This is a genomic window from Cytobacillus sp. FSL W8-0315 (genome assembly GCF_038002905.1).
GTDB classification, from domain to species: domain Bacteria; phylum Bacillota; class Bacilli; order Bacillales; family Cytobacillaceae; genus Cytobacillus; species Cytobacillus pseudoceanisediminis.
Map to the genome: position 1 here is coordinate 474,505 of NZ_JBBOOC010000001.1, position 13,342 is coordinate 487,846.

Here is a 13,342-nt window from a genome sequence, read left to right on the forward strand (position 1 = left end):
TTCCAAAGCAAGCTTTTGTCGGGCGATACATCTCTGCCGAAGCGTTTCTGATTTCTGTTGGCTTATGACCCGAGGGGCTAGGAGCTGGATGCAGACAGCCTTTCCACAGAGTTTCACACTGATCCATTTTATAGTTTCCTATACAACAAAAAAAGCGCTCATAGGCGCTTTTCCTTTTTCAAATAACTTCTGTTTAATCCAGTATAAGAATACCACTTATAAATAGCATACACTTCTCCACGGTCAAGATCAGGAACCGTTCCGCCTGTCCCCCCAATCCCTGACATGGCCACAGCTTCTATGGTAGCCAGACTGCGCCTTTTCTGAAAATAACTTTCGCTCATGGTGAGGGACTGTATTCGATTTCTTTTCATAAAGACAGTCGTCCTTACAATCCCGCGATATCTGAGAGCAAGCTGCTGAGAACTGATATCCCAGCCTGCATCCCTGTATTTGAGATACGACCATCCCAAAGAAAGGATCAGCAGCACTAAAGAAAAGTATCCCCATGGCCTGAAAAAGAGGAGCGGCACAGCCACAAAAGGCAGTGCCCACAGAAACCCTCTCCATAAATAGCGGTTAAGCGCCCTTTTTGGAGATTTAAAAAATCCGGGCTGCAGTTCATAGTGGGACAAGTGGGGCTTTAATAAACCGGCAATCCGTGTTTTTTTCACAATCGGCAGGATCATAAGGCGCGCGCTTTCATTGTCCTCAATGGAACCTCCTGCACTTTCAATATAGACAGTCGCCAGGCCAAGTGGCTGCCTAAGCAGATTTTCCCTGATCTGAATTGCCTGAATGCGATTCAGCGGAATCGTCATCTGCCTCTTTTCCAGCAGACCTCTTGTGACAATCAACTCCTTATCAGTCTTTATTAAAGTAAAATCGGCATATTTTAGCATACCGCCAATAAGAGCAATAAGCCATGCAATAAAAAAGACGATGAAGACCAGGATACTCACAAATACAATTCCGTTGGCAATAAATCCTTCGAGGCCGGCAAACACCTTTTCATACGGAAGGATCTCTTCAAATTGAAAAACAAAGGCAAAGACAGCCGAAATAACGACACCTGCCCCACCTGAAGTTGATGCCAGAAGGAGCAGCTCGCCAGGAGAAATTTTATAAATCACTTCCCGGTTCTGTAAAGCTGTTTCCATTTCGGAAGGATTCTTTTTAGCAGCTGAAAATGCCTGCTGAATGAATTCTGCATCTTTTTTAGAAATAGCCGTCAATACCGCTTCTGCCTCACCAGCTCCGCTTGAACCGGCTGTCTCCACTTTCATCTTTACAAGGCCAAATGGCCTTTGCAGCAAACCTTCCGATAAGTCTAGACTTTGAATTCTTTCAAGCGGAATATATCTCTTCTTCCTTATCAGAACACCATACTCGATTCGAAGCTCGCCTTCTTCCAGTCTATAAGTATATCTCCACCAGGTAAGGATCCCTATCATAAAAACCGCAATTATGACCCCTAAAGACAGGACAAGCTGAACAATTTCACCATTTCCTCCTCTGCTTCCAAAGACGACAAAAACAAGAAAGGGCACCAGCATTTCCTTTAGGTGTTTCAGGAAATTGGCTACCGCTGATATTGGGTGCAGCCGTTTCGGATTAGACATCATCATCTGCAGCCCTTGCCAGCAAGGAAATGAAAAAGCGCAATTCCTCCGCTTCATCCACATCCAAGGCCGGTATTTCATGAACAGTTGCAGCCGTCGAGATGGTGACAGTAGCAAGACGATATTTACGCAATATCGGCCCTTGCTTGGTATCCACATGCTGCACCCGAATCATGGGAACAAGGGTCCTTTTAATCACAAATATCCCATGTTTGAGTTCTATTTCATTTTCCCGGACCTCATACCTCCATCTTTTCCACCTTAAGGAGGGGAAAATCATAATGACTAGGTAAGCATAAGCTGAATAAAACATTAAGGAAGCCCCAATAACCCAAATAGGCCACTTAAACAGGAAAGCAGCAGCAATTGCTCCCCCTGATAACACAAAAGGAAAAACAGAGTGGATTGTGCCGGAGATTCTCCATGCAAGCAGCCCCCTTGCCGGTATCCTTTTATGCGGCTCTGTAATCATGCAGTACCCCCCGCAATTCCATAAAATTAATAGTCATTCAAAAACGCCCAGAGTCAGTTCCTCGCTAAGAACCTCATCAGCACATTTCTTTGGATCAGCTCTTTCACTTCTATAAGTATACATGACAGAAAAAAGAAGTGTCTCCCTTTTATGAAAAAAGCGGGGGTACTACTTATATTTCAAAGCTGGATGAATCAATAAAAGTCAGATCGGGGTTCGTTCTTAAATCTTCAGAAAGCTTAAATAGTGCGCTATCCTTCATTTTCGCTTCGATCATGCAATGAATCTCAGGCACTGACCCCTTAATGTTCTGAAGAAACTCCATGAACATATCAGCATTAATATAATCGGCATGCGCTCTGAAATCTTTGTCTGATTTCGGACTGGAAATATGCATTTTCACAGGCAATTCTGAATGATCCCATGTCGCTGCGACCCTTTCCCATTGCTCCGTCCAGTTATCATTCTCAAAATTGGCAAGGTGATGGTGGTAATCAAATACAAGCGGAATCCCAAGCTTTTCACAAAGATAAAGCGTATCATCAAGGGTAAAGGTGGTATCGTCATTCTCGAGGATAATCATTTGCTGGATTCCTGAAGGTGTAAAGCCCCAATTATGGATAAATTGTTCGAGAGCCTTCTCTTTATCATCATATCCTCCGCCCACATGCAGAACACAGCGGTGAGCTGGATTCAGCCTCATGCCTTTCAGCAGGGCTTCATGCATTGCCAGTGTTTTAATGGACATATTCAATGTATCAACTTTCGGTGTATTAAGGAGCACAAAATGGTCTGGATGAAAATCCACCCGCATAGGGTGTCCATCCAGAAAGTCACCAATTTTGGATAGAGCTTCTTTAAGAGAGTGCATATACTTCCAATCAGAAAGTTCCTCATGATTGGCAAGAGGAATCAGCCGGGAGCTAAAGCGAAAAAAATGGATATCATGGGCCACATTGTGCTTTAGCAGCCTTAGGCAGTTTTCGAGATTTGATACGGCAATCCGCTCCAGTCTTGCTATAGCCGCCTCGCGGTCTTTAATGGCCGAGAATTGCTTAAACGTCATCGTTTGCGATGGTGACGCGTTTTTCAGATTCATACTCATCGCGACATACCCAAGGCGTACAATCGTCATGTCGATTCCTCCCGCATTGTTTTTCCCTTAGTATGTACGGCTGCCGCTGAGAAATTGCAGATGGATGGCCCTTATAATAGTGGGAGCAAATTAAAAAGAAAAGGAGAGCAGAATCTCTGCTCTCCTTTTTAAAGTAACCGTTTAACGATAGCTGCTGCTGCTATTTGAACGGTTATTGTGGCTTTGACGTTTTCCAGTGTGGCCTTGACGGGATTTATATGATCCTTTCTGGCCTCCTTGTCTGCCTTTTCCGTTATAGCCTCCGCGGCTGCGGTCATTCGGCTTTCTGTCGCGCTTAGATGGAAGCGGCTTTTCCTCTGTTAATTTAACAGGAGTTGTATCCGGTTCTTTTGTCAGCATCTTCAGCACGGCTTGAACCACTGTTGAAGCATCCTTTTGTGCAAGGAGCTCATCAGCTGCTTCTTTATAGCTCTCAAGATTGTTTTCCTCAATGGTTTGCATGATTTTTTCCATGACTGCTTTCTGCTGGCCTTCAAGGGCCTCATCCAGTGTTGGAGCATCCATGCGTTCCATTTTCCTCTTGGTTGTACGTTCTACGACATGCAGATACGATTTTTCGCGCGGATTAATGAATGTCATCGCAACACCTGTTTTTCCAGCACGTCCTGTACGGCCGATGCGGTGAACATAGCTTTCAGGATCCTGAGGAATATCAAAATTGTATACATGTGTGACACCGGAAATATCCAAGCCTCGTGCAGCAACATCTGTTGCAACGAGGACGTCAATGCTTCCCTCTTTGAACTTGCGAAGAACAGAAATCCTTTTAGCCTGGCTTAAGTCACCGTGGATTCCTTCAGCCATGTATCCGCGAAGATTCAAGGCTTCAGCCAGTTCATCGACACGGCGCTTTGTACGTCCGAATACGATTGCCAATTCCGGTGATTGAATATCCAGAAGTCTTGTCAGCACATCAAATTTATTCTTTTCATGCACTTCAATATAGTATTGTTCAATAGATGATACAGTCATTTCCTTTGCTTTTACGCGGACAATTTGGGGTTCCTTCATGAAGCGTTCTGCCATTCTGCGGATTGGCGCAGGCATTGTAGCAGAGAAAAGCAGGGTCTGGCGCTCTTCCGGAATTTGGGCAAGGATTGCTTCAATATCATCAATGAATCCCATGTTAAGCATTTCATCCGCTTCGTCAAGAATGGCTGTATGGACATGGTCAAGACGCATTGTTTTGCGGTTTATGTGGTCCAAAATACGTCCTGGCGTTCCAACAATGATATGCGGTTTGTTCTTCAAGGCGCGGATTTGGCGATTAATATCCTGCCCTCCATAAATGGATAGGACTTTCGTTCTTTTGCCGTAGCCGATTTTATACAGTTCTTCCGATACCTGAATTGCCAGCTCGCGAGTCGGAGCAATCACAATTCCCTGAATGAAATCCTTCGTGTTGTCGATTTTATCAATCATCGGGATTCCGAATGCAGCAGTTTTTCCTGTTCCTGTCTGCGCCTGACCGATCAGGTCTTTATTCTCTAAACTTAACGGAATGGTCTGGGCCTGAATAGGAGTCGCTTCTTCAAATCCCATTCGCTTCAGTGATTTCATTGTCGCCGGGCTGATGCCCAAGTCTTGAAACTTTGTCAATGTATTCATTCTCCTTCTAATCATAGAAAAATTTTGTCCCTGCAAACCTGCAGGCAGGAATTCTCCTGAAAATTGGCCTATGAGTCACTCTTCCGGACGATTATAAGAAAAGTTAGGGCACCCCGTAAGGAGCCTTTTAACCGGCAGTACCCGGTCTCTAGATGCTTTAACTTCTTATTTTTATAAAAAGTGCGGTTATGTTTCGTTAAGAAGAGTCCCACTCACTATGAAACCCGCTTGAGGAAAGGATGAGGGTAAATTCTATCCAAATTGTTCACGGACAATCAGGTCTCTAAAGATGAGTTCTAACAACGAGAAAGCACTCATCTATTTATGGCCATACTGAAGTATGACGTTCTCCGCAATACCTCTGTATTTAATGAAAAAAGACATTCTCCTGCTGGAGCATGTCCGGGTTCTCAAAAGAAGTTCCTGTTGGCACTTTGGTGTTTATATTACCATTTTCAAGTAAGCATTGCAAACTTGAAGGCTGGCTGAAAACCTTATCATTCCGGCTTTTTTTGAAGAAAACCAAGGATCTCCTGAAAGAGGCGTTCCCCTTCTCCGCAATGGCAGATAAGATGTTTGGAGTCCTTTATAAAAATTAATTTTTTGGCCGATGAACTTATATTATTGTATAAATATCTGGCACTTCGCGGAGGCACCACTCCATCACTTTCACCTTGCGCAATCAATGTCGGCACAGTGATCTGATTTAAGATAGGTTTGATAGAGGCCACAAGCCTGCGGAATTGAAGAGTTGCCGTAATCGGTGTCGCACTTATTTTCCGCTTATATCTGACGAACATCTCATTGTCGGCCAGGTTTCCCTTGAAGGCATCCCTTGCCATCTCTTTAATATCGAAGAAAAGCTGTTTTGGATTTACGTAATAAGCAGCTGCACTGAGCAGAACCAGCTTATCCACAGGGTAATGCACTGTTAAGTAGCTGGCGATCAGGCCGCCCATCGAAAAGCCGATTACATACACTTTCTCACAGCGGCTTATCAGCCTTTTCAGCTCTTCCTCTGCATGCTCAATCCATTTGTTATAGGCAATTCCTTTCAGCTTAAGTTCATCGCCATGACCCGGCAATGTCGGCACGGAAATCTCCCAGTCTGTATGTTCTTTCAAATATTCTGCCAAAGGCTCTACTTCAAATGGAGCTCCTGTAAAACCATGTATGCACATGCAGCCAATCATCCTCGAGTCACCGCCATTTTTTATAATCTAAGTCAATTCTATTTTACACTTTTTCCTTTTTGCCATACTAATCAAACCTGTTAGAAGATAAAAATTATAACAAAGGAACTATATAAAAATAATTTAAACCCCTGTTTCACGTGAAACAGGGGTTTATTTCCTATAATAACAGATATATACAATAACAAAATTAACAAGGTATGAGAATTACATGTTATTTTCCAGCTGTTTTAGTCTTACCATTCTATCTGTTAAAGTGTTGTTGTTATTTTTTTCTTAGCAATTATTGAAGGGCAGAGACAACTTCTTCCAGTTTCATGCCCCGGGATGCCTTAACCAGTATAATCGTTTCCGGATCCACATGTTTCTTCAGCTCTTCGATCAGCGGCTGTTTGTCAGTAAAGGCGGCCACCCGTTCGTGAGGAAGTACCTCCTTCGCTCCCTTGGCGATATATTCGCCAAGCTTGCCGAAAGTAAATACATAATCAACCTTTTCAGGATCCACAGATTTTCCTGTGGAGTAATGGAAATCCTCCTCCTGCGGACCAAGCTCCAGCATATCGCCCAGAACAAGAATTTTCTTTTTATACCCTGGCAGGTTGGCAATCAGTTCAATCGCCGCATTCATGGATGTTGGACTCGCATTATAAGCATCATTGATGATTTTTTCTCCACTTTGGCCCTCGAGAAGTTCCATCCTCATATTCGTCAGCTTTAAGCTTGCGAAGCCTTCGTTCATCTTTTCGTACGGAACGCCAAAATGGGCTGCTGCAATCATGGCTGCCAGGGCATTTAGAACATTATGGGTGCCTAACACAGGCAGATAAAACTTCCCGCTGGACACATTAATCCCAAACGTGCTGCCGCTGTCATTCTGCTTGATATCCATCGGGTACACATCATTTTTCCCGGTTCTTCCAAAAGTTCTTAAAGCTGCCGAACCATTGTAGGATTTCAGTTTTTCATCCAAGAGAGGCTCGTCGCCGTAATAAATAACCAGGCCATTTTCCTGGAGTCCATTTACGATCTCAAGCTTAGCTTCTGCAATCCCTTCTCTGGAACCTAAATCCTGAAGGTGGGATTCGCCTATATTCGTAATAATCACAGCGTCCGGGCGGGCAAGCTTCGTAAGGAAATCGATTTCTCCCCTGCCGCTCATCCCCATTTCCAGCACCGCGATTTCCGTATCTTCCTCAAGAGCCAGAATGGTTAAGGGCAAACCGATATGATTGTTAAAGTTACCTTCGGTTTTTTGAACTTTATATTGCACGGAAAGAAGGTTTGCGGTCATATCCTTGGTGGTTGTTTTGCCGTTGCTTCCTGTAATGCCTGCGACTTTTATCTTTAATTCATCACGATAGCTTCTAGCCAATTCCTGAAGAGCCGTTAGTGTATCTTCGACGATCAGGATTGGAAGATGAAGAGGGGGATTGGGAACATCCTTTTGCCAAAAGGCTGCGGCTGCCCCTTTTTCGATGGCATCTTCTACAAATCGATGGCCGTCTGAATTTTCCCCTTTGAATGGGACGAACAAATTACCCCGCCCGATTTTTCTGGAGTCAATGCTGACGCCCTGTATGGATGTATTATGAAAAGATGAAACATCATTCTCGATCTTTATCATTTGTTCAATTTCCTGAAGTGTTTTCTTTATCATATGGCGCCTCCTGTTTCGGCATTATGAAAGGCTCATATTGCCAGTTATGTATGAACAAAAGGAACACGACAGATATGCCGTGTTTCCTTCAACAATTATATCTTTTTACATTGTGTGTTTAATGCTTTGTTTCTCAGCATGGCGTTCGATGGCCAGATTAACAAGCCTTTCGATCAGCTGAGGGTATTCTACTCCCGTATGCTTCCACAGAAGCGGGAACATGCTGAAAGGTGTAAAGCCTGGCATTGTATTGACTTCATTAATGTATAGCTTACCCTCTCTTGTTAAAAAGAAATCAGCTCTGACCAGACCTGAGCAGTCAAGGGCTTTAAATGCTTTAATGGCCATGTCTCTCAGTTCACTGTACTCAATTTCTGAGATTTCAGCAGGAATGATTAATGCTGTGTCCCCATCTTCATATTTGGCTTTATAGTCATAGAATTCAACTTTCGGGACAATCTCACCGGCAACAGAACATTCCGGATAATCATTGCCCAATACGCCAGCTTCAATTTCTCTGGCTGTAACGCCTTCTTCGATGATAATTTTACGGTCAAATTGGAAAGCTTCTTTGAATGCTTCCTCAAGCTCTGAACGGTTCATGCACTTACTGATTCCTACACTCGAACCCAGGTTGGCCGGTTTTACAAAACACGGGTACCCGAGTTCCCTTTCCACCTGGTCATAGGCTGCCTCCGTCTCATTTTCCCACTCACTGCGGATAAACCAGACATACTTCACCTGCGGCAGACCAGCCTGTGCAAAGATATTCTTCATAATGACTTTATCCATCCCTGCAGATGAAGCCAATACTCCATTTCCCACATATGGCAGGTTAAGCAGCTCAAGCAAACCTTGAACCGTGCCGTCTTCCCCGTTTGGACCATGAAGCAGCGGGAAGATTACATCAAATGGACCTTTATCCTGGGCACCCTGGAAAAGAGTAGGTGCCAAAGCTGTTGGAGGTAGTGCTTCCCCCTGGGAAAATTCCAGCTCCTTCACACTGGAAACAGGCCCTTGCAATTGAGGGCCCTTTACCCATTGACCTTCTTCAGATATATAAATAGGATGAATTTCAAATTTCTCCAAATCCAATGCTTTAATCACAGCCATTGCAGTCTGCATCGATACTTTATGCTCTGCAGATTTTCCGCCGTACAAAAGGCCAACCTTCGTTTTCATAAAAGAACCTCCAATATTCGATCATGGACTAACCGGCTTCTCATGCCGCTTTATTCCTTCATTTTTTTTCCTTAGCTGATTTATATGTTCATTCAAGCTACTCTTTATTGTAACACTTTCACATTTAAGAAAGGGAGTGATTACATGTTCAATTCCACAGGAATTTTTTTCTCCACATACGCCCATATTCCTATATGTATGAAATGGCCCTGAAAAAGGAAACTTTTCTTATCTGAAACCAGTAAAATAATTTCCTTTTCTGGCATTAAATTAAACTCCCTTTTTCCTATTATTATCTTAAGAAAACGTTTAACCGCCTACTATAGAGCAATTAACGAGAAAAAACCTTAATCCTTGGTGAATAATCAGACTTATTTTATTATTATAACAAAACCTTTATCTATTAACTTTTAACGTAAAACAGGATATAATCCTCCTAACAAAAACAACTGTATTTTTTAGGAGGACATAAAAATGAAGTTCGGTTTGCTTCCCAGAATAATTGCAGCCATTGCACTGGGTATTTTATTAGGTTCTTTTTCTCCTGAATGGCTTATTCAGCTATTTGCTACTTTTAATGGATTGTTCGGAAACTTTCTTGGTTTTGCGATTCCATTAATTATTATCGGATTTATCGCGCCAGGTATTGGGAGCATGGGAAAAGGCGCAGGGAAACTGCTGGGGATTACAACTGGTTTTGCCTATGCTTCTACGATCACTGCTGGTTTAGTCGCCTATTTTTCTGCGACGGTGTTATATCCTGTTCTTTTAAAAAACCAAAGCTTCAAAGAGTTTGAGAATCCTGAGGATGCTTTGCTTTCACCCTTTTTCCAGGTGGACATGCCTCCTGTAATGGGGGTCATGACGGCACTGCTGATTTCATTCACTCTAGGCCTCGGATTGGCTGCGATCAAAGGAAACACTCTGCAAAATGCTATGAATGATTTCCGTGATATTATTGAAAAACTGATTGAAAAAGTCATCATTCCATTGCTTCCTGTCCATATTTTTGGGATTTTCGCCAATATGACGCAGGGCGGACAGGTTGGCGCCATTATTTCTGTATTTGCCAAAGTCTTTGTCATGATTATTGCTCTTCATCTTTTATTTTTACTGCTTCAATACTCAGCGGCCGGCAGTCTTATGAAAGCCAATCCGCTTAGACTCATGAAAAATATGATGCCTGCCTACTTTACGGCACTTGGTACTCAATCATCCGCATCCACCATTCCTGTTACACTTAAGCAGGTTAAAAAGCTTGGTGCACGTGAAAAAGTCGCGGATTTCTCCGTTCCATTACTGGCAACGATTCATCTCTCCGGAAGCACGATCACCATTGTGAGCTGTGCGATCGCCGTGATGATGCTGCAGGGTCAAACGGCATCATTTGCAGAAATCCTGCCTTTCATTTTAATGCTTGGCATCACAATGATTGCAGCTCCCGGTGTCCCAGGAGGGGCTGTCATGGCCGCATTGGGTCTGCTTGATAGCATGCTCGGATTCAATGAGACCATGCTTGCGCTTATGATCGCCCTATACCTTGCCCAGGACAGCTTTGGAACTGCATGTAATGTAACAGGTGATGGTGCTCTGACGTTGCTGTCTGATAAGGTAAGCGGCAAAGATAAGAAACTTCAGCCTCAATCTGCTGTGAAAGCCGGCTAATTGAAAAAAGATGTCCCTGCGGGGACATCTTTTTTGTGCGGTTTTTATGAATTTTGCAGCACTAAGCCGGCATATCGGTCACTTAGTCTAGTTTAGCAGCCTATTATATTTTATCGGTATATCGTTCACTTGGCGCAGCATCCGCTTTACATTACCAGGAAAGTGAAAAGTATATATCCGAACTTTACTTAACAATCAAAACAGGCGCTTTCACACGTTTGGCTATTTTATGGCTAACACTTCCGAGCACCATTTCCTGAAGAGTATTCAGACCCCGGCTGCCAACTACTGCAACATCAAAATCCATTTTGTTGGAAAATTCCACAATGGCTGGTCCAGGCTCTCCCTGCAGGATTTTTATTTCATATGAAATGCCCTTTTCTTTTAATAAGTTTTCTATTGGCTCTAAGCGTTTTTTTCTCACCTGGTCCACTATACTCTTATCAAAATGATGAAGGATATCTTCTTTTGAGGTCTGGCCATCAACAGCATAGACTACGGTAATTTCAGAATCAGGATTCTGTTCGGCCAGTTGAATGGCTTTAGCGGCTGCACGAATCGAATGATCGGATCCATCTGCAGCAATCAGTATTTTTTTAAACACAGAGCCTCACCCCTTACCTATTCTTATAAAAAAAATACCACAGTCGAAGCTGACTGTGGTATTCATTCCAGTTTTTTAATGGCCGGAAAATTTCGCACCAGGTTTGCGGTGAACGGCCAAACGCTCAATCAAGTTCGAGCTTGGCGCGTTTAATCCTGATAGGCGTACCAGCACACCGTTGTCACGAAGCTTTATTACAATCTTATCTATGGCAGCGACACCTGAGTCATCCCATACATGCGCCTGTGTAAAATCAATTTCAACTTCTTTTAATTCATCATTAAAGTCGAATGCTGCTACAAGTTCATCTACAGAAGCAAAGAAAACCTGGCCTGTTACAGCGTATATTTTCTTATCTCCTTCAATTCGTGATGCAACATGCACTTTCGAAATTTTAGCAACAAAGAAGATCGCACTTAGGATGATCCCCGCGAAAACTCCTTTGGATAAGTCATGAGTGAAAACAGTTGTAACAGTCGTTGTAACCATAACAATCGAATCTGTGACAGGCGTCTTAGCAAGTCCCTTAATGGATGACCAATCAAAAGTACCGATCGAAACCATGATCATAACACCGACTAATGCAGCCATCGGTATTTGAACGACAATATTCCCCAAAACTAAAATCAGAAACATAAGGAATGTGCCGGCTACCAAAGCGGACAGTCTGCCTCTTCCGCCAGATTTCACATTTATGACGGATTGTCCAATCATGGCACAGCCTGCCATTCCGCCGAATAGACCTGCCACGATATTCGCAATTCCCTGTCCGCGGCTTTCCATATTCTTATTACTGGCTGTATCGGTCATGTCATCAACTATGGATGCAGTCAGCAAGGATTCAAGCAAGCCTACGATCGCAAGGGCAATAGAGTATGGGAAAATAATCTTCAGAGTCTCAAGGTTAAATGGAACATCCGGTATAAAGAATGCCGGAAGGGCTGATGTGATAGTTCCCATGTCGCCAACTGTGCGCACATCACTCTTTGTCATGATGGCAATGATAGTAATAACAATAATAGCCACCAGAGGAGATGGCACTGCTTTAGTAAATCTCGGGAAAATATAAATAATCGCCAATGCACCGGCAACCATCGCATACATTACCCATGTAGCATCTACAAACTGTTCAAGCTGCGCCATGAAAATCAATATAGCCAGTGCGTTAACAAACCCAATCATAACCGCACGCGGAATGAATTTCATAAAGCGGGCCAGCTTAAGCACACCAAATAAGATCTGAAGAATTCCCGTCAAAATGGTCGCAGCAAATAAATACTGCAGTCCGTGATCGGCTACTAATGTAACCATTAATAACGCCATCGCACCAGTTGCAGCAGAAATCATTCCAGGCCTTCCGCCAACTATTGAAATGGTTACAGCAATACAGAAAGAAGCATACAATCCAACCATTGGATCGACACCAGCAATAATCGAGAATGCAATCGCTTCTGGAATTAGTGCCAATGCCACTACGATTCCAGCAAGAATGTCTCCCTTAACATTGCCAAACCATTGTTCTTTTTTTGATAAAACTTTCAAATAAACACCTCTTTATTAATAGATTTATAGTAATGACTTTGAACTCTCATCAAAGTCGGGCCGACAAAAACATATAGAATCATAACACATTTACTTATATTTACAAACCTTTATGTAAGCGCTAAAAACACTTAAAATCTATGTTTTTCTTTTGAAACCAACAGATTCCTATGCATATAAAAAATAATTTCCAACAAAAAAATGACCCTGGAGCAGAGTCAATTATTATCCTATAGGCGAACAAATCTCAATATAATGTCCATCCGGGTCTTGCACATATGCCACTTTCTGGCCCCAAGGCTTTTCAACAGGCTCGAGCAGGACAGGGACTCCGGCGGCCTTTAGCTTTTCAACTGCCGCTTCTACCTCTTCTGTGACAAAGCCCAGCTCAAATGTCTGCTCCTTTCTTAATCCATCCGGTATCGGAAGCCCGGTGACTTCCCGTCCTCCTTCTCTCGTATTAAAAGAAAGAATGGTGCTGCCTGTATCATACTCGATGTAAGTTCCAAATTCATTCCTAAGCTTCAGACCCAGCAATTCACCATAAAAATGCTTCGTTCTTTCCAGGCTTTCCGCATATAGAATGACATACCCCATCTTCAATTCCATTTATGGTCACCTCTTCAAATTTTCTAGTCATG

The 13,342-nt window shown here is 43.1% G+C and carries 11 protein-coding genes; 1 reads left to right on the top strand and 10 read right to left on the bottom strand.

Annotation, left to right across the window (positions count from 1 at the left end):
* Positions 1-158: 158 nt before the first annotated feature.
* From MKY20_RS02610 to MKY20_RS02640, 7 genes are all read right to left on the bottom strand, one after another.
* Complete coding sequence (locus MKY20_RS02610; protein ID WP_341000276.1) at positions 159-1,628, bottom strand: PH domain-containing protein; 1,470 nt, start codon at positions 1,626-1,628, stop codon at positions 159-161.
* Positions 1,615-2,094: a PH domain-containing protein gene (locus tag MKY20_RS02615; protein WP_019381244.1), complete on the bottom strand. Its 480-nt coding sequence runs from the start codon at positions 2,092-2,094 to the stop codon at positions 1,615-1,617. The genes MKY20_RS02610 and MKY20_RS02615 overlap by 14 nt, the downstream gene beginning before the upstream one ends.
* Before the next feature lie 172 nt (positions 2,095-2,266).
* Complete coding sequence (gene uvsE, locus MKY20_RS02620) at positions 2,267-3,229, bottom strand: UV DNA damage repair endonuclease UvsE (protein WP_009336319.1); 963 nt, start codon at positions 3,227-3,229, stop codon at positions 2,267-2,269.
* 141 nt (positions 3,230-3,370) lie between these two features.
* Positions 3,371-4,849: a DEAD/DEAH box helicase gene (locus tag MKY20_RS02625; RefSeq protein ID WP_019381243.1), complete on the bottom strand. Its 1,479-nt coding sequence runs from the start codon at positions 4,847-4,849 to the stop codon at positions 3,371-3,373.
* 506 nt (positions 4,850-5,355) lie between these two features.
* On the bottom strand, positions 5,356-6,051 hold the full coding sequence (locus MKY20_RS02630) for an alpha/beta hydrolase (protein ID WP_009336321.1): 696 nt from the start codon (positions 6,049-6,051) through the stop codon (positions 5,356-5,358).
* 283 nt (positions 6,052-6,334) lie between these two features.
* Complete coding sequence (locus tag MKY20_RS02635) at positions 6,335-7,708, bottom strand: UDP-N-acetylmuramoyl-tripeptide--D-alanyl-D-alanine ligase (RefSeq protein WP_251175623.1); 1,374 nt, start codon at positions 7,706-7,708, stop codon at positions 6,335-6,337.
* Between the two features lie 105 nt (positions 7,709-7,813).
* Positions 7,814-8,890 (bottom strand): D-alanine--D-alanine ligase, encoded by a 1,077-nt coding sequence (locus tag MKY20_RS02640; RefSeq protein ID WP_009336323.1) that lies wholly within the window; start codon positions 8,888-8,890, stop codon positions 7,814-7,816.
* 474 nt (positions 8,891-9,364) lie between these two features.
* Here MKY20_RS02640 and MKY20_RS02645 point away from each other — a divergent pair, with 474 nt between their 5' ends.
* Positions 9,365-10,555: a dicarboxylate/amino acid:cation symporter gene (locus MKY20_RS02645; protein ID WP_019381239.1), complete on the top strand. Its 1,191-nt coding sequence runs from the start codon at positions 9,365-9,367 to the stop codon at positions 10,553-10,555.
* A 184-nt stretch (positions 10,556-10,739) separates the two neighbouring features.
* On the opposite strand, the gene MKY20_RS02650 is transcribed toward MKY20_RS02645, so the two are convergent.
* From MKY20_RS02650 to MKY20_RS02660, 3 genes are all read right to left on the bottom strand, one after another.
* Complete coding sequence (locus tag MKY20_RS02650) at positions 10,740-11,159, bottom strand: universal stress protein (RefSeq protein WP_009336325.1); 420 nt, start codon at positions 11,157-11,159, stop codon at positions 10,740-10,742.
* A 75-nt stretch (positions 11,160-11,234) separates the two neighbouring features.
* Positions 11,235-12,701 (bottom strand): SulP family inorganic anion transporter, encoded by a 1,467-nt coding sequence (locus MKY20_RS02655; protein WP_251175622.1) that lies wholly within the window; start codon positions 12,699-12,701, stop codon positions 11,235-11,237.
* A 225-nt stretch (positions 12,702-12,926) separates the two neighbouring features.
* Complete coding sequence (locus MKY20_RS02660) at positions 12,927-13,310, bottom strand: VOC family protein (protein WP_019381237.1); 384 nt, start codon at positions 13,308-13,310, stop codon at positions 12,927-12,929.
* Positions 13,311-13,342: the final 32 nt, after the last annotated feature.

Coding starts and splice junctions, on each gene's coding strand:
- uvsE (WP_009336319.1), bottom strand. CDS start 3,229: ATGACGATTGTACGCCTTGGGTATGTCGCGATGAGTATGAATCTGAAA.
- MKY20_RS02660 (WP_019381237.1), bottom strand. CDS start 13,310: ATGGAATTGAAGATGGGGTATGTCATTCTATATGCGGAAAGCCTGGAA.
- MKY20_RS02615 (WP_019381244.1), bottom strand. CDS start 2,094: ATGATTACAGAGCCGCATAAAAGGATACCGGCAAGGGGGCTGCTTGCA.
- MKY20_RS02635 (WP_251175623.1), bottom strand. CDS start 7,708: ATGATAAAGAAAACACTTCAGGAAATTGAACAAATGATAAAGATCGAG.
- MKY20_RS02645 (WP_019381239.1), top strand. CDS start 9,365: ATGAAGTTCGGTTTGCTTCCCAGAATAATTGCAGCCATTGCACTGGGT.
- MKY20_RS02630 (WP_009336321.1), bottom strand. CDS start 6,051: ATGATTGGCTGCATGTGCATACATGGTTTTACAGGAGCTCCATTTGAA.
- MKY20_RS02640 (WP_009336323.1), bottom strand. CDS start 8,890: ATGAAAACGAAGGTTGGCCTTTTGTACGGCGGAAAATCTGCAGAGCAT.
- MKY20_RS02610 (WP_341000276.1), bottom strand. CDS start 1,628: ATGATGATGTCTAATCCGAAACGGCTGCACCCAATATCAGCGGTAGCC.